The following is a 24,072-nucleotide window of genomic DNA, read 5'->3' as shown; positions in this document are numbered from 1 at the left end:
GAAGGCACGAATCGAACCATCTTTCGGCGGACGCGGTGGTCCCCGCAGGATTTGGCACCTACACGGTCGCTTGCGCGTCCGCTGGCTGCCCCGGCATCAAAGGGCCTGTCCCTCCGCCGGTCTCGATGGTGACGCCACGATGCCAGCGTTTTTCGGCGTTGTCAAATCTCTTTATTCGGATGGAGCGATATAATTTCCCGATTCCCGGCCTCGGTCATACTCGGCCTCCTCCGACGCGTTCGCTGACCGTGCACCGAAGCCACCTCCGCTGCCGGCTCGCCGTGGTCCTGTCGCTGGCCGCCGCGATGTCCGCCACCGCCCAGCCGCTGCTGCGCTGGCGCGCTCCGCCACCCACCCCGGCATGGCTGGAAGTGATCGCGCGCGGCAGTGGCGTGCGCGAAGTCGCGCTGGGCAATCCGCTCGGCGGGCCGGTGCAGGTCCGGCTGCAGGGCGACACGAGCGGCTTCATCGCCGTCCCCGCACTGCCGCTGACCGTGGAACTGGCAGCCGGCGAACGCCGCATCATCGGCCACTTGTACCGGTCAGACGGTCGGGCCGAGGCAGGCAGCGATGGCGCCCTGCTGCGCATCGATGCCGTGCCCGGTTCGCCGCGCGCCCACGCCGACGCGGTGCTGTATGCCCTGCCTTTCGCCGACCGCCCCATCCGCATCGATCAGGGCTTCGGCGGCACATTCAGCCATCGCGATCCAGCCAACGCCTACGCGCTGGATTTCGCCCTGCCCGAAGGCACACCCGTGCTGGCCGCACGCGAGGGGGTGGTGATGGAAGTGCACGACGACTTCCACGAGTCCGGCACCGACCCGCGCCTGGGCCAGGCGGCCAACCTGGTGCGCGTGGCGCATGCCGACGGCAGCATGGCGATCTACGCGCACCTGGCTAACGACGGGGTGCAGGTGCGGGTCGGACAGGCGGTGCGGCGCGGCGAACGCCTCGGCCTGTCCGGCAATACCGGCCTGAGCAGCGGCCCGCACCTGCACTTCGCGATCCAGCTCAACCGCGGCCTGCGTCTGGAATCGGTGCCATTCCGCATGGCCGGCCCCTTGGGCGAGCTGCACTTCCCGCATCCCGACTCGCCCTGAGCGACGCCGAGACGCCGTTGGTCGGCAAACGCCTTGACAAATGCCATGTGTATTGATGTATTAATACACATGGATGCGAGCCACCTGCACGTGCAACCCAGCGCCCCCGAGCCGATCTACCGGCAGATCGTCGAGCAGATCCGCCGTCTGGTCGCCGCCGGGCAACTGCGCCCGGGCGACGGTCTGCCCTCGGTGCGCGAGGTTGCCGCCACCCACGCGGTGAATCCGATGACGGTTTCGCGCGCCTATAGCCAGCTCGAGGCCGAAGGCGTGCTGGAACGTCTGCGCGGCCGTGGCATGGCCGTGGCCGCAACCGCCGCCGCACCGCAGCGGCAACGTTTGGAGCTGATCGAGCCGCGCCTGCAGGAACTGGCCCGGCATTGCCGGGAACTTGGCCTGCCGCCGCATTCCGTGATCGAACGTCTTGAACAATTGCTTGGAGAACCTGGCGATGAGTAGCGTGGTGATGCAGAGCGCAATCCAGACCGACCTGGACATGGACCTGCCGCTGGCGGCGCACGACCTGCACCTGACTTTCGGCGCCAGACAGGTGCTGCAGGGCGTGGACCTGCAGGTGGCGCGCGGCGAGGTGGTCGGGCTGATCGGCCGCAACGGCGCCGGCAAGAGCACCCTGCTGGCCTGTCTGCTCGGCCTGCTGCAGCCGCAGTGCGGCCAGGCGCAGGTGTTCGGCGGCCCGGCGCTGCGCCTGGACGATGCGCGCAAGGCGCAGTTGGGCTTCGTACCGCAGCAGCCGCAGGCCTTCGGCTGGATGCGCGTGCAGGAACTGCTCGCCTTCGCCGCGCAGCTCTACCCGCACTGGGACGCCCAACGCGCGGACGCGCTGCTGCGCCGCTGGGAGCTGGACCGCACCCAGAGCATCGGCAAGCTCTCGCCCGGCCAGGCCCAGCGCCTGGCCCTGGTGCGCGCGCTGGCCGCGCGGCCGGCGTTGCTCGTCCTCGACGAACCGGCCTCGGCACTGGATCCGGTCGCGCGTCGCGACCTGATGCGCGAGATCGTCACCGAAACCTGCGATGCCGGTACCACCGTGCTGTTCTCCAGCCACATCGTCAGCGACCTGGAACGCGTGGCCTCGCGCGTGGCCTTCCTCAACCAGGGCCGGCTGCTGCTGGATCAGCCGCTGGACGAGCTCAAGGACCGGGTGTTGCGCATCGGCATCCCGGCGTCGGCGGCCGTGGCGCTGGAAGCGCCGTTGCGCGGCGAACTGGCGCGCCGCCACGCCGCCGACGGCGGTGTCGTGGTGGTGCTGCATGCCACCGAGCTGCCGTCCGCGCTTTTGACCGTCCCCGGCATCCGCATCGACCGGCTGGGCCTGGAAGACCTGTTCATCGAGGTGGTCGGATGAATCGCCCGTTTGCCGATCTGCGCCTGCTCCACAGTGCACAGGGCGTTGCAGGCTGGCTGTATCCGCCAGCCTTGGCAGCCGCCTTCGCCTGCACCTGGCTACCTGGAAAAGCCGCCAACATCCTGCCGCCGATCCTCATGGCGCTGCTGGTGACGTTCGTGTGGATGCTGCTCGGCGCTCGCCTGCTGAGCCTGCTCGAGCAAGGCCGCCAACTCCGCCTTCCGTCCATGGCAGCGCACTTCGTCAACCTGTTCGGCGCCGCGCTCGCCTTGACGGTGCTGCTGCCGACCCTGCTATTGGCCATGCGCGACGCCGAGCCCGGTCTTTCCCTAGCTGTCCTGCTGCTCAGCGCAAGCTTCGGCATGTTGGTGGCGACCCTGCCGGCATGGTGTACGCCCTTGATCGGCATCTTGCCGGGGACGCTCGGCGGCCTGTTGCCCGAGGCAAGTTTCGCGCCGCTGGCCACGCATCCGCGCGCCAGCATGCTGCTTGCCGCGCTCGCCTGCAGCCTGACCAGCATGTGGGCTTACCGGTACCTGCGTGGTCGCCCGCTCGATGCGCTGTCGGCATGGACGCGCCCGATGTGGATCGGCCTACAGCAGCGCCAGCCCGGCGACGGCACCACCAAGCAGGCCGTCGAGTCGCAGTGCGGGCGCCTGGGCTGGATCCAGGGCATCGCCCGCCCCGCCTTTCCCACCGATCTGCGCCGTCAACCGGAATGCGCCATGCGCTACGCGCTCGGTCCCGGCTTCGCCCCAGGCAACGCCGTCGGCACCGTGCTGGCCGCGGTGGCCATGCCGGCACTGGTCCTGCTGCTGTGGACACCGCTGCTGCTGCGCTCGCAATCGCCAGCGCTGCCACTGATCCTGTCCAACGTCATGGCCAACATGTCCAGCGTGAAGTTTCTGCAACGGTTGTGGCTGTGGCGCAAGCACGGCAACCTGGGATTAATGGAGAGCGCGCTGTTGCCTGGCCTGGGCGCGCCCGGACAGGCCGGCAAACTGTTCAACCAGATCATTCTGAAACGCGCGCTCGCCTCGGTGCTGCCCTGGCTGGGCCTGTGCTGCCTGCTCGGTGCAGTGCAACACGCGCCACCCGCCTACTATCCGCTCGTCGTGTCGATCAGCATGACCGCAAGCCTGACCGCCAGCACGTTGCTCTTGGTCTGCATGCGCTGGCCTCGGGGCGGCTTGGTGCTGAGCGTGGCGCAGTTCGTCCTGACGATGCTGGGCGCAATCAGCATCGGCCAGGTCGGCCAGCCTGGCGCAGTGGCGCCGCACTGGCTGGCATCGGCCTGGAGCCTGCTGCTGCTCGGCATGGTCATCGCCTACAACCTGGTGGCACGCCAGGCCAGCAAGCGCCCGCATCCCTGGCTGCTCAACTGAACGGCGCGTGCGGGAAGCCCGCTATAATCGCCGGCTTCCTCCATTGCCGATGACGCCCTTCCGGGCCTGCCACCCATGTCCGAAGTCGCCACCGAAGCTGCGCGCCGCCGCACCTTCGCCATCATTTCCCACCCCGACGCCGGCAAGACCACGCTGACCGAAAAGCTGCTGCTGTTCGGCGGCGCGATCCAGATGGCCGGCTCGGTCAAGGGCCGCAAGGCCGCGCGCCATGCGACTTCCGACTGGATGGCGCTGGAAAAGGAGCGCGGCATCTCGGTGACTTCGTCGGTGATGCAGTTCCCGTACGAGGGCAAGATCATCAACCTGCTCGACACCCCCGGCCACGCCGACTTCGGCGAGGACACCTACCGCGTGCTCACCGCGGTGGACTCGGCGCTGATGGTGATCGACGTGGCCAAGGGCGTGGAAGAACGCACCATCAAGCTGATGGAAGTGTGCCGGCTGCGCGACACGCCGATCATGACCTTCATCAACAAGCTCGACCGCGAAGGCAAGGAGCCGATCGACCTGCTCGACGAAGTGGAGACCGTGCTCGGCATCCAGTGCGCGCCGGTGACCTGGCCGATCGGCATGGGCCAGCGCCTGAAGGGCGTGGTGCACCTGATCAGCGGCGAAGTGCACCTGTACGAACAGGGCCGCAACTTCACCCGCCAGGACTCGACCATCTTCCCGTCGCTGGACGCGCCCGGCCTGGCCGAGCGGATCGGCGCGCAGATGCTGGCCGAACTGCGCGAGGAACTGGAGCTGGTGCAGGGCGCCAGCCATCCGTTCGACCTGGACGCCTACCGCGCCGGCAAGCAGACCCCGGTGTTCTTCGGCTCCGGCGTCAACAACTTCGGCGTGCAGCCGCTGCTGGACTTCTTCGCCGAGCACGCGCCGCCGCCGCAGGCGCATGCCACCACCGGCCGCCCGGTGCAGCCGACCGAGGAGAAGCTGACCGGCTTCGTGTTCAAGATCCAGGCCAACATGGACCCGCAGCACCGCGACCGGGTCGCATTCATGCGCATCTGTTCCGGCCGCTTCAGCGCCGGCATGAAGACCCTGCACGTGCGCACCGGCAAGGACACCAAGCTGGCCAACGCGCTGACCTTCATGGCCAGCGACCGCGAGATCGCCGCCGAGGCCTACCCCGGCGACGTCATCGGCATCCACAACCACGGCACCATCTCCATCGGCGATACCTTCACCGAGGGCGAGGCGCTGTCGTTCACCGGCATCCCCAACTTCGCCCCGGAACTGTTCCGCCGCGCGCGGCTGCGCGATCCGCTCAAGCTCAAACAGCTGCAGAAGGGCCTGGCGCAGTTGTCCGAGGAAGGCGCCACCCAGTTCTTCCGCCCGCTGATGAGCAACGACCTGATCCTGGGCGCGGTCGGCGTGCTGCAGTTCGAAGTGGTCGCCTACCGGCTCAAGGACGAATACGGCGTGGACGCCAGCTTCGAGCCGGTCGGCGTGGTCACCGCACGCTGGGTGCACTGCGACAACGCCAAGAAGCTGGAGGAATTCCGCGAGAAGAACGCAATGAACCTCGGCATCGACGGCGCCGGCGAACTGGTCTATCTGGCGCCGACCCGGGTCAACCTGCAGCTGGCGCAGGAACGCGCGCCGGACGTGCGCTTCGCCGCGACCCGCGAGCACGCGCACAGCGTCGCGCTGGACTGACGCGAGGAACCGAGGCGGCAGCGCGCGGGCATGAACCGCGCGCCAAGTGCTGCATCGCAACGGATGCGAACCGCTCGCAATTGCGGTACCGTTTCGGGTCATGGAAGCAGACCCGCGGTCCTCGCTCATGAACGCCGACGCGCCGCCTTCTACGGACTGGCGCGACGAACTCGCCAGCGCGCTGACCCACGGCCTGGGCGCGGTCGCCGCACTGGCCGGCAGCTCGGTGCTCATCACCCTGGCCGCGATCTACGGCGACGGCTGGCAACTGGCCGGCGCGATCGTGTTCGGGGTCGCCTTGCTGCTGCTGTACACCGCCTCCACGCTGTACCACGCCATTCCGCATCCCGGCGCCAAGGCGCGGCTGCAGGTGCTGGACCACTGCGCGATCTATGTGCTGATCGCCGGCACCTACACGCCTTTCACCCTGATCGGCCTGCGCGGCCCCTGGGGTTGGGGCCTGTTCGCGGCGATCTGGACCATCGCCCTGGCCGGGGTGATCTTCAAGCTGTTCTTCACCGGCCGTTTCCGGCTGCTGTCGACCATCCTCTACCTCGCCATGGGCTGGCTGATAGTGGTGGCGATCGAACCGCTGCTGCACTCGGTCGATGTCCGCACCCTGTGCTGGCTGCTGGCCGGCGGCCTGTTCTACACGCTGGGCACCTACTTCTACCAGCGCGACACGGTGCGCTACTTCCATGCGATCTGGCACCTGTTCGTGCTCGGCGGCAGCGTCTGCCACTTCGTCGCGGTGACCGGGCAAGTCCTGTAGACCGGTTTGCCGGAGGGCGCGCTTTCGCACCCCGTGCACGCACGCTGCCTAGTATGGCGGAATGGATCGCGAACCCACTTCTGCGTCACGTGGCCGGCGCCGCTCCTGGCCCTGGCGCCGTCCCGACGGCCGCTTGCGGCGTTGGCCGCTGGTCCTCGGCGCACTGGTGCTGGTGCTGTTGGTCGTCATTTTGATCTTCGACTGGAACTGGTTCAAAGGTCCGGTAGAACGCGCGGTGCAGGCCAAGACCGGCCGCGCATTCCACATCGACGGCAATCTCGACGTCGACCTCGGCAGCACCGTCACCATCCGCGGCGATCGCCTGCGCTTCGCCAACGCGGACTGGTCGAAACAAGTGCAGATGGCCAGCGCGCAGCGTGCCGAGATCGACCTGTCGCTGTGGCCGTTGCTGCGCGGCAAGGTACGCATTCCGGAGATCCGCCTGACCCAGCCAACGCTGCTGCTGGAAACCGGACCGAACGGGCAACCCGGCAACTGGAGCTTTGGCAGCAACGACGGCGGCACGCAGGTGGTCCTGGGCCGCATGCTGGTGCAGCAGGGACGGCTGCGTTTCCAGGACATCCCCGGCCGCACCGACATAGACGTCAGCGTGGACAGCCTGACCTCGCAGCGCCGCCGCGGCGACGCCGCGCCGCCGATCGCGGTCGCCGGCGATGGCCGCTGGCGCGGCAACCCGTTCACGCTCAAGGGCAGCACCGCCTCGCCGCTGGAACTGAGCGAGAGCGACCATCCGTTCAAGATCGACCTGCGCGGCAGCGCCGGCAGCACCCGCGCGCACATGCGCGGCACGCTGACCAATCCGTTCCAGCTGCGTGTGTTCGACCTGCAGCTGAGCCTGGCCGGTACCGACATGGAACACCTGTATCCACTGCTCGGCATCGCCATTCCCTCCACCCCGCCCTACCAGCTCGACGGCCGGCTCAAGCGCAATGGCGAAATCTGGCGCTACGAGGAGTTCAGCGGCCGCGCCGGCGACAGCGACCTGGCCGGCACCGTGCAGATCGACACCGCCGGGCAGCGCCCGTTCCTGCGCGCCGACCTGCGTTCGCGGCGCCTGGACTTCGACGACCTGGCCGGCTTCGTCGGTGCGCCGCCGCGCACCGGCGCTGGCGAGACCGCCAACGACGAACAGAAGGCGCAGGCGGCCAAGCTCGCCGCCAACAGCAAGGTGCTGCCCTCCACCCCGTACGACCTGGGCAAGCTGCGCGCGATGGACGCCGACGTGCGCTGGAAGGCGCAGCGCATCAACGCGCAGACGCTGCCGCTGGACGACATGGACGCGCATCTCAAACTCAACGACGGCGTCCTGCTGCTGCAGCCGCTCGACTTCGGCGTGGCCGGCGGCAACATCCGCTCCGACATCCGCATGGATGCGCGCAAGCCGACCATCGCCACCCGCGCGCAGATCTCGGTGCGCGGCATGCAACTGGGCAAGCTGTTCCCGGACGGGCAACTGGCCAAGGAAGCCTCCGGCGCGATCGGCGGCGAGATCGCGCTCGCCGGCACCGGCAACTCGATCGCGCAGATGCTCGGCAGCGCCGACGGCAGCGTCGCCATCGGCATGGGCAAGGGCCACATCAGCAACCTGATCATGGAACTGGCCGGGCTGGACATCGCCGAATCGCTGAAATTTCTGGTCACCAAGGACCGCGAGATTCCGGTGCGCTGTGCGTTCGGCGATTTCGCGGTCAGAGACGGGGTGATGGCGTCGCGCGCACTGGCGTTCGACAGTACCGATACGCTGCTGATCGGCAGCGGCGACATCGACCTGGGCGACGAGACGCTGGACCTGCTGCTGAAGGCGCGCCCGAAGGACCGCAGCATCCTGTCGCTGCGCTCGCCGCTGCGCGTCGGCGGCACCTTCAAGGATCCGACCTTCCGCCCCGACTTCAAGGCCCTGGGCATGCGCGGCGCGATCGCCCTGGCGCTGGGCAGCATCGCCCCGCCGGCGGCCCTGCTCGCCACGCTGGAAACCGGCCCGGGCAAGGACGCCGATTGCGGCGGTCATTACGCCAAGTAGCCGGGATTGGGGATGACCAGCCATTCGGCTGTGGAAAGCCGGGATTGGGGATTCGTAAAAGCAAGAGCGGCTGATGTGCTTTTGACTTTCCGAATCCCGAATCCCCAATCCCGCGTCAGCTACTGATATAGCGCTGCAGCTGATCGAGCTCCTGCTGTTGTTCCTCGATCACCGCCTTGACCAGATCGCCGATCGAGATCACCCCGACCACCGCGCCCGCCTGCACCACCGGCAGATGGCGGATGCGCTGCCCGGTCATCAGCTCCATGCATTGCTGCACGCTCTGCGACGGCTCCACCGTGTACACCTTCGCGCTCATGATGTCGCGCACCGGCGTGGTCGCCGAAGAGCGGTCCTGCAGCACCACCTTGCGCGCGTAGTCGCGCTCGGAGAGGATGCCGGCCAGACGCCCGTCCTGCATCACCAGCACTGCGCCGATGCCCTTGTCGGCCATCAGCCGCAGCGCGTCGACCACCGCCGCATCCGGCGACACCGCGTGGATCTCACCGCCCTTGTCGCCCAACAACTGTCGTACCGTACGCATCGCTGCCTCCCGGTTCGCTGGATCGTACGGCCGAGGATACTCCTCCGCCCGGTGCGCGCCAGCTGTCGACCAGATACAGCGGCCGCTGCTTGGATTCCTCGTACAGCCGGCCCAGGTATTCGCCGATCAGGCCCAGCGCGATCAGCTGCGCGCCGCCCAGGAACAGGATCACCGCCATCATCGTCGGCCAGCCGGCGACCGGATCGCCCCACAGCGCCGCCTTGATCACGATCCAGGTGCCGAACACGAACGCGGCCATCGCGGTCGCCAGGCCCAGATAGGTCGCCACCCGCAGCGGCGCGGTGGAAAAACTGGTGATGCCTTCCAGCGCGAAGTTCCACAACCGCCACAGGCCGAACTTGCTGCGCCCGGCCAGCCGCGGCGCACGCCGGTACGGCAACGCCATCTGCCGGAACCCGACCCAGCCGAACAGCCCCTTCATGAAGCGATGGCGCTCGCGCAACTGCGCCAGCGCCGCCAGCGCGCGCGGCGACAGCAGGCGGAAATCGCCGGTGTCGGCCGGAATCGGCGTCTTCGACAGGCGTCCGATCACCCGGTAGAACAGCGACGCGGTGCCGCGCTTGAGCCAGCCTTCGCCGTCGCGCGCGATGCGGGTGCCGTAGATGTCGTCGTAGCCGGCGCGCCAATGCGCGACGAACTGCGCGATCAGTTCCGGCGGATCCTGGCCGTCGCCGTCCAGCAGCATCGCCGCGCCGCGCTCGACGAAATCCAGGCCCGCGGTCAGCGCCAGCTCCTTGCCGAAATTGCGCGACAGACGCAGCGCCCCGACCCGCGGATCGGCCGCGGCCAGCGCCAGGATCACTTCCCAGGTCGCATCGCGGCTGCCGTCGTCCACGTACAGCACCCGCCCCTCCAGGCCATCCACGCCATCGAGCGCGGCGAGGATCCGCGGCTGCAGCAGCGGCAGGGTCTGCGCCTCGTTGAAGGCAGTGACGACGACGGTCAGGCGCTCGGGTTCCATGTGCCGATGGTACGGAGCGGCCTGCGCGTTCACCAGCGGCAGCGCATCACCTGACGAGGATCCGGAGCCACTCCCTTCTCCCACCTGGACCATGGCCGCCTTTTCGGGAGAAGGTGCCTCGAAGAAGCGGATGAGGACACGCCTGCCGCCGAAGACCCCAAGTTCATGGACGGCCGTACCCTCACCTCACCCCCTCTCCCGATGGGAGAGGGGCTAAAACGCGGCGCCTGCGCAGTGCCATGCCGAAACCCTCGACCGCGTCCTGGCAGGCAGCGTCCGCCTTACGCCGGGACGGCTCAGGCAGGCCCATGGGCTGGCGCCCGAGCGCTCACGTCGCTACGCACATATGCAAAAACGGCCAACGTCGCATGCGCCATAGCTCGAATGTTCCTAGGGCGCCTGCAGATAGGCCGGCCCGCCCAGCTGCCGCGTCTGCCGCTGGATCCAGTTGGCGCGGCGCTGCACATACGGTCCCGGGCGCGCGGCGTTGTAGCGCTGCGGCGCCGGCAGCACCGCCGCCAGCAGCGCGCTCTGCGCCGGACTCAGTTGCGCCGCATCCTTGCCCCAGAAACTGCGCGCCGCCGCCTGCGCGCCGTAGACCCCGTCGCCGAACTCGGCGACGTTGGCATACACCTCCAGGATCCGCTGCTTGGACCACAGCGCCTCGATCAGCACCGTGTACCAGGCCTCCAGTCCCTTGCGCAGCCAGCTGCGGCCCTGCCACAGGAACACGTTCTTGGCCACCTGCTGGCTGATCGTGCTGGCGCCGCGCAGGCGCCCGCCGCGCGCATTGTGGTCGCGCGCCTTCTCGATCGCCTCCAGATCGAAGCCGTGGTGGCTCGGGAAGCGCTGGTCCTCCGCGGCCACCAGCGAAATCGGCAGGCTCGGAGCGATCTGCGCGCTGTCGCGCCAGTCGTAGGCGACGCGGAACGACCAGTCGCCCTCGCCCCAGGCGCCGAGCTGGCGCTCGAGCATCATCGCCGAGAACGGCGGATCGACGAAGCGCAGCATGATCACCTGCGACGTGCTCGCCAGCGCAAACAACAGCGGCGCCGCCAGCAGCCAACGCAGCCAGCGCCGTCGCCGCGGCACGGCCGCGCCACTTGCAACGCCCCGCGCCGCCCCCATTGCTATGCCTTCTTCGACTTTGTCCACCGAGATGACCCACTATCCTGCGGTCGCCATCTTCCCATGCGCAGCGAGGCCGCGATGAGTTCTTCCGATCACGATCACCTGACCCGCTTCCTGCTGCCCAGCGCCGGCGTGCGCGGCGTGCACGTGCGCCTGGAGTCCGCCTGGCGCGACATCCTCGCGCCGGCCAGCTATCCCGCCGCGGCGACCGAGTTGCTGGGCGAGGCCTGCGTGGCCGCGGCCCTGTTCACCGGCCACACCAAGGTCGACGGACGCCTGTCGGTGCAACTGCGCAGCCAGGGCGCGCTGCGCACCCTGTTCGCCGAGTGCACCGCGGCCGGCACCCTGCGCGGCATCGTCCAGCTCGGCGAGGGCAGCGACGCCCCGCGCGACCTGCGCGCGCTGGGCAGCGGCGCGCTGCTGGCGATCACCATCGAGAACCCCGGCCTGGACCCGCGCGAGCCGCAGCGCTACCAGAGCCTGGTGGCGCTGTCGGCGGCCGAACTGGGCGAGGCGTTCGAAGACTATTTCCGCCAGTCCGAACAGCTGCCGACGCGCCTGATCCTGGCCGCCGACGGCCGCCAGGCGGCCGGCCTGCTGCTGCAGAAGCTGCCCGGCGACAGCGGCGACGAGGACGGCTGGAACCGCGCCGGCGCCCTGTTCGAGACGGTGAGCGAGGCCGAACTGCTGGCGCTGCCGGCCGACACCCTGCTGCACCGGCTGTTCCACGAGGAAGCGCCGGAGCTGCTGGGCACCAAGCCGCTGCGCTTCGGCTGCTCCTGCTCGCGCGAGCGGGTGGCCGCCATGCTGCGCTCGCTGGGCGAGGAAGAAGCGCGCGCCGCCGCCGAGGCAACCGGCCAAGTTGAGATACGGTGCGAGTTCTGCGGCCGACACTATGACTTCCCCTTGACGGAATTCGGCGTATTGTTCGCTGTAACCCCGGCTGAACCGGCGCCCTCGGAGCGCTTGCAATAGCCAGGGGCGAGGACTAGGACCGGGGAGTCCGACTTGTTAAAGAAACATAAACCCACTAGTATCATTCACCCTGCACGGCGGGAACTTTAGTCCCCGCCCGAGAGTCACAGACTGCCGATGCGAGCCTTACTGCGCCTGCCACTTGCCCTGCTGATCGCCCTTGCGGCGAGCACGGGCGCGCATGCGCAGAGCAAGCCCGCGGACCGTACCGTGCTGCCGGTCTGGAACAAGGGCAGCGGCAAGGTCGAGGCGCTGCTGTACCTGGAGCCGACCGGCGAACAGGCGGTCGGCGCGCGCTGGCACTTCGGCCGCAACTCGCTCGACGCCGCCTTCGGCCTGTCCTCCGGCGATTCGCTCGGGCTGCTGTGCAACAGCGCCAGTGGCAGCAGCATCAGCGGGCTGGCCAGCCATTGCATGCTCGCCAGCCTCGGCGACGACGACAACGATGTCGGCCACCACGTTGCCGCGACCACTACCTTCAACCGCCCCGGCGGGCGCGTGTCGCTGTCGGCCGGCACCGGCCGCGAGAACATGCCGGCGTGGCTGGCGGGTCCCAACAAGACGCCCGCGCTGCGCATGGAGCAGAACGATCTGACCGTGTTCGCGCAACAGAACATCGGCCGCGAAGGCTTCGTCTCGATCGGCGGCACCTATGCGCGTGCGCGCTTGGTCCCGATCGCCGATGCCTCGCAGGCGCTGGTCGACCAATGGGACAGCAAGAGTCTGAGCATCGGCGGCGGCTACGGCTCGTTCAGCGCCAACGTCATCGGCCGCGTCGTCGACGCGCCGGGCCAGCCGGGCAAGTGGTCCGGCCTCGGCGTGGGTCTGACCTGGCGCACTCCGTGGAGCGGCCAGCTGACCGTCGGCGCCGAGAACGTGATCACCCGCGGCAAGAACCCGTTCGCCCCGAACAACATCAGCACCGAGGAAGGCACCATCCCTTACGTGCGCTACGAACAGGACTTGTAAGTACAACCCCTTGTTCGAAAAGGAGTTGCCGCGGAAAAACGCCCCCTTGAGGGGCTTTTTTTTGTCCGATCGGCGCAAATTAGTGATACTTACATCACATTTATGTCGATCTTATTAACAACTCTTTAATTTCTCTGAAGACGCAGTTACTATCGGTTCACCCTGCGGATTTTGGCATCGCCTTTCGACGCCACCGCCGGACAACCTTCAGTTGACACCACATCTCATTCGGAGAGAGAGCCAATGAATTGCAAGACCCATCGCCTGCGCGACGCCATCACGTTCGCGCTCGCCGCTGGCACCACCGCCCTGCTCAGCACGGGTGCGGCCGTTGCCCAGGACAGCTCTTCCAGCGACCCCTCCAAGACCCTGGACACGATCCAGGTGACCGGCTCGCGCGTTGCCCGCGTCGAGACCGAAACCGCCAGCCCGGTGGTGGTGATCGATCGCGCCGCGATCGAGCAGACCGGCAAGCTGACCCTCGGCGACCTGGTGCAGGAACTGCCGGCGATGTCCGGCGCACCGTCCACCCCGGCGGTCAACAACGGCGGCGGCGACGGCAAGTCCTCGGTCGACCTGCGCGGCCTGGGCGATGAGCGCACGCTGCTGCTGGTCAACGGCCGCCGCGTCGCCAACAACGACGTCAACTCGATCCCCGCCACCGCGGTGGAGCGCATCGAAGTGCTGACCAGCGGCGCCTCGGCCGTGTACGGCTCCGACGCCGTCGCCGGCGTGGTCAACTTCATCCTGCGCAAGGACTTCGAAGGTCTGGCGGTCACGGTCGATTACGGCCAGGCGACCCACCTGAGCGACGGCGCGCGTAACGGCGGCTCGGTGACCTTCGGTCAGGTCGGCGACCGCGGCAACATCATGGCGGGCCTGAACTACAACAAGTTCGACGGCATCTCCTCGGCCGACCGCAAGTACTCCAAGGACGCGACCTACCTGTACAGCGGCTCGGTGACCATCCTCGGTTCCAGCCGCACCCCGGGCGGCCGCATCACCATGCCGGCGAACCTGGCCACGCAGTACGGCTGCGCCACCGTCACCCTGACCCCGGGCGCCAGCGGCGCTTCGCAGGGCGACTACCGCTGCTACTCCGGCGCGCGCGACTCGTTCAACTATCAGGCCACCAACCTGATCATGACGCCGCAGGAGCGCACCAACGCGTTCTTCCTGGCCAACTACCAGATCACCGACAGCATCAACGCGTTCGCCCAGGTCTACCACAACAAGACCAGCTCGAACTTCGCCATCGCGGCGCTGCCGTTCGATGCACGCGGCGACAAGGTGGTGATCTCCGCCGACAACTTCTACAACCCGTTTGGCGTCGATTTCGGTGCCGACACCGCCGGCAATCAGTACAACCAGTTCCTGACCCGCTTCACCTCGCTGGGCCAGCGCCGCTCGTACTACAGCACCGTCACCGACCAGGTCGTCGCCGGCCTGGAAGGCTTCGTCGGCGACACGTCCTGGAAGTGGGACGCGGCGATGAACTACGGCCACTACACCCGCGAGAACACCAGCTACGGCTACGTGTACTACGCCGGCCTGCGCGACGCGCTGGGCCCGTCGTTCCAGGACACCGACGGCGTGGTCAAGTGCGGCAGCGCCGGCAACGTGATCGCCGGCTGCACCCCGCTCAACATCTTCAACATCAACGATCCGCAGACGATCTCGACGCTGAAGGACTACGAAGCGCGTCCGACCTACTCGACCACGTACCAGATGCGCAGCTTCGAAGCCAATGCCAACGGCGAGCTGTTCACGCTGCCGGCCGGCGCCGCGCAGCTGGCGGTGGGCGTGTCCTGGCGCGAGGAGTACCAGAAGAGCGCGGTGGACTACATCGCCATCGCTGACGCGAACGGCAACTGCTTCATCTCGCAGGAAGCCTGCGGTACCCCGCTGAGCGGCAAGTACAACGTCAAGGAAGTCTACGGCGAGCTGTACGTCCCGCTGCTGTCGGAAGTGCCGTTCGCGCACCTGCTGGCGCTGACCCTGGGTACGCGTTACTCCGACTACAACACCTTCGGCAACACCACCAACAGCAAGATCCAGCTGGAATGGCGCCCGATCGAGAACCTGCTGCTGCGCGGCACGGTGGCTGAAGTGTTCCGCGCTCCGACCATCGACAACCTGTACGCGGGTGCGAGCGGCGATGCGCCGAACTTCACCGACCCGTGTATCGGTTACGGCGCCACCGGCACCTCGCGCAATCACGAAGCCGCGTGCGGCGCGGGCTCGGGCGCGACCGCCATTCCCGCCACCGGCATCACCTCCAGCGGCCTGTCGCAGACCACCGGCGTGTGGTCGGGCTCGGTCGCTGCCGGTTTCGACCTGAAGCCGGAACAGGGCAAGTCGTTCGACTGGGGCGTGGTGTACGACCCGGATTGGCTGCCTGGCTTCTCGGCCAGCCTGGACTACTGGCGCCTGTACCTGAACGACACGATCAACCGCGCCGATGCGCAGACCGTGGCCAACATCTGCTACAACGACGAAAGCAGCCCGTTCTGCGGCTTCATCAGCCGTTACTCGGATGGCCAGGTCAACTTCATCCGCGAGCCGATCGTCAACCTGGGCCGCCTGGATACCAAGGGCTGGGATCTGGCGCTGCGCTACCGCCTGCCGGATACCGCGTGGGGCAGCTACACCTTCGGCCTGGACGGCACCTACATCGCGCGTTACGACAACAACACCAACCCGGCCGATCCGGATGGCGTCGTGACCCACGTGGCAGGCACCTACAACAAGACCTACGGTCTGTACTCGCGGGTCCGTGGCCGCTTGTTCGTCAACTGGCAGAAGGGCGATCTGGGTGCCAGCTGGCGTATCCGCTACATCGGTCCGTTCGACGTGGGCAGCGCCGATCCGTCGCAGAACTTCAGCTCCGACGCCGGCTACCCGAACATCGTCACCTCGTACGGCTCCTACTTCCTGCACAGCGTCAGCCTGAACTACGCGCTGCCGTGGTTCAACTCGAAGGTGGAAGTCGGCCTGGACAACGTGTTCGACAAGCAGCCGCCCATGCTGTATCAGAACAACGTGCTCAACGCGAACACGGACGTCAACAGCTTCGACACCGTGGGCCGCTACCTGTGGGCTCGTTACAGCATGAACTTCTGAGCACGGCAACGACGCGCTTGATTTGAAGACGGGGCCGCGCGAACCATTCGCGCGGCCCTTTTCATTGGCAGATCCGAATGAACTCACCGCAACTGCAATACGCCATCCAATTGATCGACCAGGGTCAGGCCGAGATGGCCGCCGACCTCTGTCGCAAGGCGCTGGCCAACGCCGCTGGCGATCCTTCCTGGAACACGCTGTTGGCGATGTCGCTGCAACATGCCGGCGATATCGCAGGCGCTGCCGCCATCTATCGGCGGTTGACCGAACTGCAGCCGCACGAATCCGCGCATTGGGCCAATCTCGGCCTGACCCTGCGCACGCTCGGCGAGCACGCCCCGGCCGAGCACGCCTATCGGCAAGCCCTGGCGCTGGCGCCGCAGACGTATCACTACCTGGTCGATTACGGCCTGGTATTGCTGGACAAGGGCGACATCGCCAATGCCCGCCACCGATTCCTCGATGCCGTGGACCTGGACCCCAGCCAGGCCGAGGCACGCATCTATGCCGCGATCGCCTGCTTCGAGTGCGGCGACGCCCAGCGCGCGGCAGCGTTGCTGCCGCCACCGGCGATCTGGCCGCAACTGCCGGACAACCTGCGCGAGGAACTGGCCACCGCCCTGATCCAGGTCGGCCGCACCGATGAAGCCGAAGCGCTGCTCACGCAGAACCGGCCCGGACAGGCCCCGTCGCTGTCCAACGTCCTCCGCCTGGCCCAGTTGCACGAACGCACCAACCGCGTCGAACAGGCCAGCGCGCTGTTGGCGCAGGCGGCATCCATGCCGCCGCAGCAGCACGACCGTCAGACCCGCGTGGAGATACTGCAACTGGAAGCGTCGCTGGCGCAGCGCCGCAAGGACTATGCCGCGGCACGCCGCGCAATCGAGAACCTGCTGGAGCTGCAGCCGCACATCCAGGTCCAAGCCATCGCCTATTTCGCTCTTGCCGGCATCGAGGACAAGCAAGGCCATCCCGCCGCCGCGATGGCCATGCTGGAGAAGGCGCATGCCATCCACTTCAAGCTCGCAGCCGATAGCGTGCCGGAGATCGCCTACTCCAACGAAGAGCCGCTGCAGGTCTCCAGCCTGTGGCTGGACGACGCACAGGCGCGCTACGCCGACGCGCGCAGCGACGCGCCCGGCAGCGACGCCTCGCCGGTGTTCATCGTCGGCTTCCCGCGCTCGGGTACCACCATGCTCGAGCAGATGCTGGACGCGCACCCGGGTTACGCGTCGATGGACGAACGCGCCACCTTGCAGCGCTGCATCGAGTGGATGGAAGCGCAGGGCAAGCGCTATCCCTACGATCTGGGCGCGCTGGACGATGCGCAGGTGGAGGCGATGCGCCAGCTGTACTGGTCGGAGATCGCCAAGGTCATCGCGCTGGCACCGGGCCAGCAGCTGGTCGACAAGAATCCGCTCAACATGCTGCGCCTGCCGATGATCGTGCGCCTGTTCCCGAACGCCAAGATCATTCTCGCCCTGCGCCATCCCTGCGACGTGCTGCTGAGCTGCTACATGCAGAACTTCCGCTCGCCGGCGTTCATGGTGCTGTGCTCCAGCCTGGAACGCCTGGCCAAGAGCTACGTCAACGCGATGCGGTTCTGGATCCACCATCAGGCGCTGCTGCAGCCGGACCTGCTGATCCTCAAATACGAGGAAACGGTTGCCGATTTCCCCGCGCAGGTGCAGCGCATCGGCGGCTTCCTCGGCATCGCGCAGCCCGAGTTCCTGGAAGGCTTCAGCCAGCATGCCGCACGCAAGGGCTATATCAGCACGCCCAGCTACTCGCAGGTGGTGGAACCGGTGAACCGGCGCGCGGTGGACCGCTGGCACGCCTACGCGCCGTGGCTGGCCGGCGCGTTGCCGATCCTGCAACCGGTGGCCACGCATTGGGGGTACGACCTGGAGACAGCTGCGCCATGAAAGCACTGAGCGACTACATCCGCAGCTACGACGATGCGCTGCCCGAGGCGTTCTGCCGCCAGCTGATCGATGGCTTCGAGGCCTCGCGCGCGCATCACCAGCGCAACGGCAGCAACAGCCGCGCGGCGCTCGGCGACAGCAACTGGACCGAACTGGATGTCGGCAAGCTGGCCGATCCGGCGTTCCTGGGATTCTTCCTGGACAAGATCGAGCACTACCTGGCGCGCTACAACCAGGACCTCGGGCTGACCCTGTCGATCCCGTACCGGCCCACCATCGACCGGCTGATCCTGAAGAAATACCAGGTCGGTGGCAGCGACCGCTTCCAGCCGCACTTCGATTCGATCGACGAGGTGTCCGAACGCTACCTGGTGTTCCTGTGGTACCTCAACGATGTGGCCGAGGGCGGCACCACGCGCTTCTGCGACCTGGACGTGGAAACCGTGCCGCGCACCGGCAGGCTGCTGATGTTCCCGCCTTACTGGATGTACCAGCACGTCGGCAACCCGCCGGTCTCCAACGACAAGTACATCCTCTCCACCTACCTGATGTTCAAGCGCTGAGCGGCGCGTGCCGGCCCGACGCCGGGTGCTTGGAGCGGGCCGCGCGCGGCGTCCCGCCGACTGCGCCCGCTACAGGCCAGCGCGCAGGTTGAACGCGCCGATCGTCTCGATCAGCTGCCGCAGCGCCAGGGTCTCGGCCTCTTCCAGGTCCGGATGCCAGGTGTCCAGGATCATCACCACCCGCAGCTGATCGCTGTGGTTCCAGGCCTGGTGCAGGCAGGTGTCGTTGAAGGTGACCAGTTGCCCGACCTGCCAGTGGTGGGCGATGCCGGACACCTCCAGCGCGCACTCCGGCGGCACGATCAGCGGCAGATGGGTGACCACGCGCGAGTTGCTGACGCCATAGTGCGGCTTAATCGTGGTACCGGGCGCGAGGATCGAGAACAGCACCTCCGGCGCGTGCAGGTCGATCCGGGTCAACGGCACATGCGCCAGCGCCGCCGCGGTCACCGGGCAACGCTGCAGGTTCTCGGCATGCGCAACGCCGTGCCGATAGAAGAAATAGGCATCCCAGGCGCCATCGCCGTGCTTGGCGCTGAGATAGTCCTGCGGCGTGGCGCCGTTGCTGAAATCCAGGAACGGCTGCACGGCCTGGCGCGACGCCAGCACCTGCCGCACTTCGTTGCAGATGCCTTCGGTGGCGGCCTGCAGCCGCGCGTACCAGGGGAAACGTGACGCATCCAGATACGGCGAGGGGTCCAGATCGGGCACATACAGGAAGGTGGGGCGCTGGCCGTCGTCGGCAGGACGCGGCTGCAGCCCCAGATAGATCCGCAGCGCCGCCGTCACCCGGCGCAGCGCCGTTTCGCCGAAACGGTCGATCAGCGGCTGCACCGCCGCCGCGAACAAGGCGTGCCGTCCCTGGTCGATCCGCGCCATCGCCGCGATCACCCGCGGCCGCAACTCCGGCGCGGTGCTGTGCTGATCGAGCCAGCGGCCCTTGGCCTGCGCGGCGTGCACCGCGGCGAAGTACATCGGCAAGGCGTCGTCGCCGCGCCCCACCGCATCCAGGCTCTCGGCGTAGCACAGCCGCACCAGGAACGCGTCCGCCGACAGCTGCAAGGCCTGCTCGAACGCGGGCAACGCCTGCGCATGCTCGCCCAGGTGGGCCAGGCAGATGCCCAGCCGGCTGCACGCCTCCAGGCTCGGTTCGGCGGCGGCCACCAGGGCCCAGGCCTGGGCCGCGCGCGCGATCTCGCCGCTCTCCATCAGCAGCATCGCGTGCATGCGCCGCAGCGTCACGTCGTCCGCCGCGATGGCCAGCACCTGTTCGCACAGCGCATCGGCACGCCGATGGTCGCCCTGGGCGAGATGGCGGCGCACTTGCTCGTGCACGCTGGCGCGGGTCAGTTCCTGGAACATCAGCCGGGAATCAGGGTCACGATCACGTGTTCGACGTAGGCCTCGAATTCCTCGCGCGCCTGCTTGGGCTGGTGCAACTGCAACGACAACTGCAGGAAGCCGACGTAGGCCGCGTAGGCCAGGCGGGCGCGGTGCTGGGCATCGGTGCGGCTGAGGCCGGCCTGGCGGAACGAAGCGATCAGGTACTCCATGCGCCGCTGCGAGACCCGGTCGATGACCGGACGCACCGCCGGATGGTCCAGCGCCTTCAGCAGCTCGCTGTAGATGATGTGCGGCTTGACCTCGTGCGCGACCAGCTGGAATAGCGCGCGCAGCCGGGTGCGCGGATCCGGCACCTCTTCCAGGCTGCCGAACACCTGCTGCTGCTCGACCAGTTCCCAACGCTCCAGCGCCGCCTGCAGCAACGCATCGCGCGAGGGGAAGTGCCAGTAGAAGCTGCCCTTGGTCACGCCCAGACGCCGTGCCAAGGGCTCCACCGCCACCGCGTTGACGCCCTGCTCGGCGATCAGGTCCAGTGCCGCCTGCGCCCAATCTTCGGCGCTGAGTCGGTTGTTGCGGCCACCGCTGGGAGCGGCGGCATCGTCGGTGGTAGACACGGAGGCATTGTTCATCCGTCGATTTAACCATACGGGGAAGTCGGTTGCAGTATGTGCCCTCCATGAATCGCACGCAAATGCCCGGCAGCATTGGCTTTTCGTTTCCATACTGCATCGTATTGACATCGCTGCCGGCTCATCCATACTAGCTCGTATGGTTTCCTCTCCTTCCAGCATGCCGATTGCGGCCTCCGCCCTGCTCGCCGGCGCGGACGACATGCAATTGACCGCGACCGTCACCGAACCCGGCGCTGCGGGCAGCGTGCTGTTCGCGCACGGCTTCGGGCAGACCCGGCATGCCTGGATGGCCAGCGCCGCGGCGTTGCAGGCGCACGGCTACCGCAGCGTCGCCTACGACGCGCGCGGCCATGGCGACTCCACGCGCAATCCCGCCGCCCTGCCTTACCGCGGCGAGCAATTCACCGACGACCTGATCGTGGTCGCCGGCGAAATGGCGCCGGCGCCGGTGCTGGTGGCCGCCTCGATGGGCGGGCTGTTCGGGCTGATGGCCGAGGCGCGCTGGCCGGGCCTGTTCCGCGCGATGGTGCTGGTCGACATCACCCCGCGCTGGCAGCCGGCCGGGGTCGAACGCATCCTCGCCTTCATGACCGCGCATCCGCACGGCTTCGCCACGCTGGACGCCGCCGGCGATGCCATCGCCGCCTATCTGCCGCAGCGCGCGCGCAAGTCGCCGGACGCGCTGCGCAGCGTCCTGCGCCGGCACGCCGACGGCCGCTGGTACTGGCACTGGGACCCGCGCCTGGTCGAGGAGCTGGCGCGCGACGGCGAGCAGCACCAGGACGCGATCGCGCAGGCCGCGAGCAAGGTGCATTGCCCGGTGCTGCTGGTCAGCGGCGGGCGCAGCGACCTGGTCACGCCGCAGACCATCGAAGAATTCCTGTCGTTGGTGCCGCATGCGCAGCATGTGCACCTGCCCGAGGCCACGCATATGCTGGCCGGCGACGACAACGCCGCGTTTACCGCCACTGTGTTGCATTATCTGGACGCACTGCCACCGGCTAGCGCCGGCGCACCGTCCGCCGTCACCGAGCAAGTCCCCGGAGCAAGCCCATGAGCATCGTCGCACCCTTCCTCGTGTTGTTGTTGGCAGGCGCCTTCGCCGCCTATCACCGCATGCGGCTCGCCGTCTGGGCCGCGCTGAGCGCCACGCTGCTGGTCGCATGCTGGCTGCTCGGCGCCAGCCACACCGCCACCATCGTCGCCGCCGTGCTGCTGGCGCTGGTCGCGGTGCCGCTGCTGTTGCCGTTCGTGCGCAAGCCGCTGCTCACCGCGCCGATGCTGAAGGTGTTCCGCAAGGTGCTGCCGCCGCTGTCGCAGACCGAGCGGATCGCGCTGGAAACCGGTTCGGTCGGCTTCGAGGGCGAACTGTTCACCGGCGACCCGGACTGGCAGAAGTTGCTCGATTATCCGAAGCCGCAGCTGACCGCCGAAGAGCAGGCCTTCCTCGACGGCCCGGTGGAAGAGCTGTGCCGGATGACCAACGACTGGGAAATCACCCACGTCCATGCCGACCTGCCGCCGGAACTGTGGAGCTTCGTCAAGAAGCACAAGTTCTTCGGCATGATCATTCCCAAGGAATACGGCGGCCTGGGTTTCTCCGCGCTGGCCCACCACAAGGTGATCCAGAAGATCGCCTCGGTCTCGAGCGTGGTCAGCTCCACCGTCGGCGTGCCCAATTCGCTGGGCCCGGGCGAACTGCTGCTGCACTACGGCTCCAAGGAGCAGAAGGACTATTACCTGCCGCGTCTGGCGGTCGGCCAGGAAGTGCCGTGCTTCGGCCTGACCGGCCCGTTCGCCGGCTCCGATGCGACCTCGATTCCGGACTACGGCATCGTCTGCAAGGGCGAGTGGAACGGCGCCAACGTGCTCGGCGTCAAGCTGACCTTCGACAAGCGCTACATCACCCTGGCGCCGGTGGCCACGCTGGTCGGCCTGGCGTTCCGCATGTACGACCCGGACGGCCTGATCGGCGACACCAAGGACATCGGCATCACCCTGGCGCTGCTGCCGCGCGAAACCCCCGGCGTCGAGATCGGCCGCCGCCACTTCCCGCTGAACTCGCCGTTCCAGAACGGCCCGATCCACGGCCGCGAGGTGTTCATCCCGCTCAGCCAGCTGATCGGCGGCGTGGACATGGTCGGCAAGGGCTGGAACATGCTCAACGAGTGCCTGGCCGTGGGCCGCTCGATCACCCTGCCCTCCACCGCCAGCGGCGGCGCCAAGTACGGCGCGATCGTCACCGGCGCCTACGCGCGCATCCGCAAGCAGTTCGGCCTGTCGGTCGGCCGCTTCGAGGGCGTGGAAGAGGCGCTGGCGCGGATCGGCGGCAAGGCCTATGCGATCAGCGCGCTGTCGCAGGCGACCGCCGCGGCGGTGGACCGCGGCGACGTGCCGTCGGTGCCGTCGGCGATCGCCAAGTACCACTGCACCACGATGAGCCGCGAGGTCATCAGCGACGTGATGGACGTGGTCGGCGGCAAGGGCATCATCCTCGGGCCGCGCAACTTCGCCGGCCGCAGCTGGCAGGCGGCGCCGATCGCGATCACCGTGGAAGGCGCCAACATCATGACCCGCAGCCTGCTGATCTTCGGCCAGGGCGCGATCCTGTGCCATCCGTGGGTGATGAAGGAAATGAAGGCCGCCGGCAATCCGGACCACAAGGCCGGCGTCGACGAGTTCGACCGCAATCTGTTCGGCCATATCGGCTTCGCGATCTCCAACGCGGTGCGCTCGCTGTGGTTCGGCCTGACCGCCGCACGCATCGGTGCCGCGCCCGGCGACGCCTACACCCGCCGCTTCTTCCGCAAGCTGGACCGCTATTCGGCGAACCTGGCGCTGATGGCCGACGTGTCGATGCTGATGCTCGGCGGCAAGCTGAAGTTCAAGGAATCGCTGTCCGGCCGCCTGGGCGACGTGCTGAGCCACATCTACATGACCAGCGCGATGCTCAAGCGCTACCACGACGACGGCGCGCCGGCGACCGACCAGCCGCTGCTGGCCTGGGCGTTCCACGACAGCGTGCACAAGATCGAACTGGCGCTGTCGGCGGCGTTGCGCAACTTCCCGATCCGTCCGGTGGGCTGGCTGATGTGGGCGCTGATCTTCCCGTGGGGCCGCCGCGCCGAAGCCCCGGGCGACCGCCTGGGCCACCGCGTCGCCGCGCTGCTGATGACGCCGAACGAAGCCCGCGACCGCCTTGGCCAGGGCGTGTTCCTGACCCCGTGCGAGAACAATCCGGGCGGCCGCATCGCCAGCTACCTGACCAAGGCGGTGCTGGCCGAGCCGGTCGAGCGCAAGTTCCTGAAGGCGCTCAAGAGCAAGGGCATCGAGGCGCTGGACTTCGCCTCGCAGCTGGACGAAGCGGTGCGCGAAGGCGTGCTGTCGGCCGACGAGCGCCGCCAGCTGGAGGAACTGCGCGAGATCACCATGGACACGATCAGCGTGGACGATTTCGACGCCGACGAACTGCGCTCGGCCAGCTACTACCACCGTGCCACGGCCGGCGACGACCATTCGCGCGAAGCGGCCTGAGATCCATTC

At 67.8% G+C, this 24,072-nt stretch carries 19 protein-coding genes and 1 riboswitch; of the genes, 14 read left to right on the top strand and 5 right to left on the bottom strand.

All coding sequences use genetic code 11. The annotated features are described in order from the left end of the window. Nucleotides 1–13 precede the first annotated feature (13 nt). A riboswitch (SAM riboswitch) is annotated at nucleotides 14–132 on the bottom strand. Between the two features lie 173 nt (nucleotides 133–305). From H9658_RS18970 to H9658_RS18940, 7 genes are all read left to right on the top strand, one after another. After that, entirely contained in the window at nucleotides 306–1,100 is a 795-nt protein-coding gene (locus tag H9658_RS18970) for a M23 family metallopeptidase (protein WP_191826585.1), read from the top strand. 69 nt (nucleotides 1,101–1,169) lie between these two features. After that, nucleotides 1,170–1,559: a GntR family transcriptional regulator gene (locus H9658_RS18965; RefSeq protein WP_191826552.1), complete on the top strand. Its 390-nt coding sequence runs from the start codon at nucleotides 1,170–1,172 to the stop codon at nucleotides 1,557–1,559. Between the two features lie 7 nt (nucleotides 1,560–1,566). After that, on the top strand, nucleotides 1,567–2,463 hold the full coding sequence (locus tag H9658_RS18960) for an ABC transporter ATP-binding protein (protein ID WP_406848147.1): 897 nt from the start codon (nucleotides 1,567–1,569) through the stop codon (nucleotides 2,461–2,463). Beyond that, the gene (locus H9658_RS18955) at nucleotides 2,460–3,848 is read left to right on the top strand and encodes a hypothetical protein (RefSeq protein ID WP_191826551.1); all 1,389 of its coding nucleotides are present in this window, start codon (nucleotides 2,460–2,462) and stop codon (nucleotides 3,846–3,848) included. The genes H9658_RS18960 and H9658_RS18955 overlap by 4 nt, the downstream gene beginning before the upstream one ends. Before the next feature lie 75 nt (nucleotides 3,849–3,923). Further along, a complete protein-coding gene (locus H9658_RS18950; protein ID WP_191826550.1) occupies nucleotides 3,924–5,528 on the top strand; it encodes a peptide chain release factor 3 in 1,605 nt (534 codons plus the stop codon). Nucleotides 5,529–5,655: 127 nt separating this feature from the next. Further along, the gene (gene trhA, locus H9658_RS18945) at nucleotides 5,656–6,300 is read left to right on the top strand and encodes a PAQR family membrane homeostasis protein TrhA (RefSeq protein ID WP_179566327.1); all 645 of its coding nucleotides are present in this window, start codon (nucleotides 5,656–5,658) and stop codon (nucleotides 6,298–6,300) included. 61 nt (nucleotides 6,301–6,361) lie between these two features. Further along, the gene (locus H9658_RS18940) at nucleotides 6,362–8,341 is read left to right on the top strand and encodes an AsmA family protein (protein WP_191826549.1); all 1,980 of its coding nucleotides are present in this window, start codon (nucleotides 6,362–6,364) and stop codon (nucleotides 8,339–8,341) included. 115 nt (nucleotides 8,342–8,456) lie between these two features. On the opposite strand, the gene H9658_RS18935 is transcribed toward H9658_RS18940, so the two are convergent. From H9658_RS18935 to mtgA, 3 genes are all read right to left on the bottom strand, one after another. Further along, complete coding sequence (locus H9658_RS18935; RefSeq protein WP_179566331.1) at nucleotides 8,457–8,885, bottom strand: CBS domain-containing protein; 429 nt, start codon at nucleotides 8,883–8,885, stop codon at nucleotides 8,457–8,459. Then, nucleotides 8,845–9,867, bottom strand: a complete 1,023-nt coding sequence (locus H9658_RS18930) for a glycosyltransferase family 2 protein (protein ID WP_191826548.1) — start codon at nucleotides 9,865–9,867, stop codon at nucleotides 8,845–8,847. Before H9658_RS18930 ends, H9658_RS18935 begins: the two co-directional genes overlap by 41 nt. A 390-nt stretch (nucleotides 9,868–10,257) precedes the next feature. Beyond that, nucleotides 10,258–10,995, bottom strand: coding sequence for a monofunctional biosynthetic peptidoglycan transglycosylase (mtgA, locus tag H9658_RS18925; RefSeq protein WP_191826547.1), 738 nt, complete (start codon nucleotides 10,993–10,995; stop codon nucleotides 10,258–10,260). A 63-nt stretch (nucleotides 10,996–11,058) separates the two neighbouring features. Here mtgA and hslO point away from each other — a divergent pair, with 63 nt between their 5' ends. From hslO to H9658_RS18900, 5 genes are all read left to right on the top strand, one after another. Next, nucleotides 11,059–11,973, top strand: a complete 915-nt coding sequence (hslO, locus tag H9658_RS18920; protein ID WP_179566337.1) for an Hsp33 family molecular chaperone HslO — start codon at nucleotides 11,059–11,061, stop codon at nucleotides 11,971–11,973. Between the two features lie 117 nt (nucleotides 11,974–12,090). Then, nucleotides 12,091–12,942, top strand: a complete 852-nt coding sequence (locus tag H9658_RS18915) for an XOO1806 family protein (protein ID WP_179566339.1) — start codon at nucleotides 12,091–12,093, stop codon at nucleotides 12,940–12,942. A gap of 243 nt (nucleotides 12,943–13,185) precedes the next feature. Further along, a complete protein-coding gene (locus H9658_RS18910) occupies nucleotides 13,186–16,065 on the top strand; it encodes a TonB-dependent receptor plug domain-containing protein (protein ID WP_191826546.1) in 2,880 nt (959 codons plus the stop codon). A 77-nt stretch (nucleotides 16,066–16,142) separates the two neighbouring features. Further along, a complete protein-coding gene (locus H9658_RS18905; RefSeq protein ID WP_191826545.1) occupies nucleotides 16,143–17,990 on the top strand; it encodes a tetratricopeptide repeat-containing sulfotransferase family protein in 1,848 nt (615 codons plus the stop codon). After that, nucleotides 17,987–18,553 carry a 2OG-Fe(II) oxygenase gene (locus tag H9658_RS18900; RefSeq protein WP_179566345.1) on the top strand — a complete coding sequence of 189 codons (567 nt, stop codon included), beginning with the start codon at nucleotides 17,987–17,989 and terminating at the stop codon, nucleotides 18,551–18,553. Before H9658_RS18905 ends, H9658_RS18900 begins: the two co-directional genes overlap by 4 nt. A gap of 69 nt (nucleotides 18,554–18,622) precedes the next feature. Here the strand turns inward: H9658_RS18900 and H9658_RS18895 are convergent, their stop codons facing one another. Beyond that, on the bottom strand, nucleotides 18,623–19,915 hold the full coding sequence (locus tag H9658_RS18895) for an aspartyl/asparaginyl beta-hydroxylase domain-containing protein (protein ID WP_191826544.1): 1,293 nt from the start codon (nucleotides 19,913–19,915) through the stop codon (nucleotides 18,623–18,625). Continuing rightward, nucleotides 19,915–20,526, bottom strand: a complete 612-nt coding sequence (locus H9658_RS18890) for a TetR/AcrR family transcriptional regulator (protein ID WP_184410732.1) — start codon at nucleotides 20,524–20,526, stop codon at nucleotides 19,915–19,917. Before H9658_RS18890 ends, H9658_RS18895 begins: the two co-directional genes overlap by 1 nt. Nucleotides 20,527–20,665: 139 nt before the next feature. On the opposite strand from H9658_RS18890, the gene H9658_RS18885 reads away from it, so the two are divergent. After that, nucleotides 20,666–21,586 (top strand): alpha/beta fold hydrolase, encoded by a 921-nt coding sequence (locus tag H9658_RS18885; protein ID WP_191826543.1) that lies wholly within the window; start codon nucleotides 20,666–20,668, stop codon nucleotides 21,584–21,586. Continuing rightward, on the top strand, nucleotides 21,583–24,063 hold the full coding sequence (locus H9658_RS18880; RefSeq protein WP_191826542.1) for an acyl-CoA dehydrogenase: 2,481 nt from the start codon (nucleotides 21,583–21,585) through the stop codon (nucleotides 24,061–24,063). The genes H9658_RS18885 and H9658_RS18880 overlap by 4 nt, the downstream gene beginning before the upstream one ends. The last annotated feature ends 9 nt before the right edge of the window (nucleotides 24,064–24,072 follow it).

Source organism: Xanthomonas bonasiae, from assembly GCF_014836395.1.
Taxonomy (GTDB): Bacteria; Pseudomonadota; Gammaproteobacteria; order Xanthomonadales; family Xanthomonadaceae; genus Xanthomonas_A; species Xanthomonas_A bonasiae.
Note: the sequence above shows the minus strand (reverse complement) of the source record. Positions and strands in the feature narration are given on the sequence as shown.

Excerpts from the sequence above, each read along its gene's own strand:
- H9658_RS18890 (WP_184410732.1), bottom strand. The coding sequence starts at position 20,526 with ATGAACAATGCCTCCGTGTCTACCACCGACGATGCCGCCGCTCCCAGC.
- H9658_RS18950 (WP_191826550.1), top strand. The coding sequence starts at position 3,924 with ATGTCCGAAGTCGCCACCGAAGCTGCGCGCCGCCGCACCTTCGCCATC.
- H9658_RS18940 (WP_191826549.1), top strand. The coding sequence starts at position 6,362 with ATGGATCGCGAACCCACTTCTGCGTCACGTGGCCGGCGCCGCTCCTGG.
- H9658_RS18915 (WP_179566339.1), top strand. The coding sequence starts at position 12,091 with ATGCGAGCCTTACTGCGCCTGCCACTTGCCCTGCTGATCGCCCTTGCG.
- mtgA (WP_191826547.1), bottom strand. The coding sequence starts at position 10,995 with ATGGGGGCGGCGCGGGGCGTTGCAAGTGGCGCGGCCGTGCCGCGGCGA.
- H9658_RS18955 (WP_191826551.1), top strand. The coding sequence starts at position 2,460 with ATGAATCGCCCGTTTGCCGATCTGCGCCTGCTCCACAGTGCACAGGGC.
- H9658_RS18935 (WP_179566331.1), bottom strand. The coding sequence starts at position 8,885 with ATGCGTACGGTACGACAGTTGTTGGGCGACAAGGGCGGTGAGATCCAC.
- H9658_RS18895 (WP_191826544.1), bottom strand. The coding sequence starts at position 19,915 with ATGTTCCAGGAACTGACCCGCGCCAGCGTGCACGAGCAAGTGCGCCGC.
- H9658_RS18910 (WP_191826546.1), top strand. The coding sequence starts at position 13,186 with ATGAATTGCAAGACCCATCGCCTGCGCGACGCCATCACGTTCGCGCTC.
- H9658_RS18880 (WP_191826542.1), top strand. The coding sequence starts at position 21,583 with ATGAGCATCGTCGCACCCTTCCTCGTGTTGTTGTTGGCAGGCGCCTTC.
- hslO (WP_179566337.1), top strand. The coding sequence starts at position 11,059 with ATGCGCAGCGAGGCCGCGATGAGTTCTTCCGATCACGATCACCTGACC.
- H9658_RS18970 (WP_191826585.1), top strand. The coding sequence starts at position 306 with ATGTCCGCCACCGCCCAGCCGCTGCTGCGCTGGCGCGCTCCGCCACCC.
- H9658_RS18965 (WP_191826552.1), top strand. The coding sequence starts at position 1,170 with ATGGATGCGAGCCACCTGCACGTGCAACCCAGCGCCCCCGAGCCGATC.
- trhA (WP_179566327.1), top strand. The coding sequence starts at position 5,656 with ATGAACGCCGACGCGCCGCCTTCTACGGACTGGCGCGACGAACTCGCC.
- H9658_RS18885 (WP_191826543.1), top strand. The coding sequence starts at position 20,666 with ATGGTTTCCTCTCCTTCCAGCATGCCGATTGCGGCCTCCGCCCTGCTC.
- H9658_RS18900 (WP_179566345.1), top strand. The coding sequence starts at position 17,987 with ATGAAAGCACTGAGCGACTACATCCGCAGCTACGACGATGCGCTGCCC.
- H9658_RS18960 (WP_406848147.1), top strand. The coding sequence starts at position 1,567 with ATGCAGAGCGCAATCCAGACCGACCTGGACATGGACCTGCCGCTGGCG.
- H9658_RS18930 (WP_191826548.1), bottom strand. The coding sequence starts at position 9,867 with ATGGAACCCGAGCGCCTGACCGTCGTCGTCACTGCCTTCAACGAGGCG.
- H9658_RS18905 (WP_191826545.1), top strand. The coding sequence starts at position 16,143 with ATGAACTCACCGCAACTGCAATACGCCATCCAATTGATCGACCAGGGT.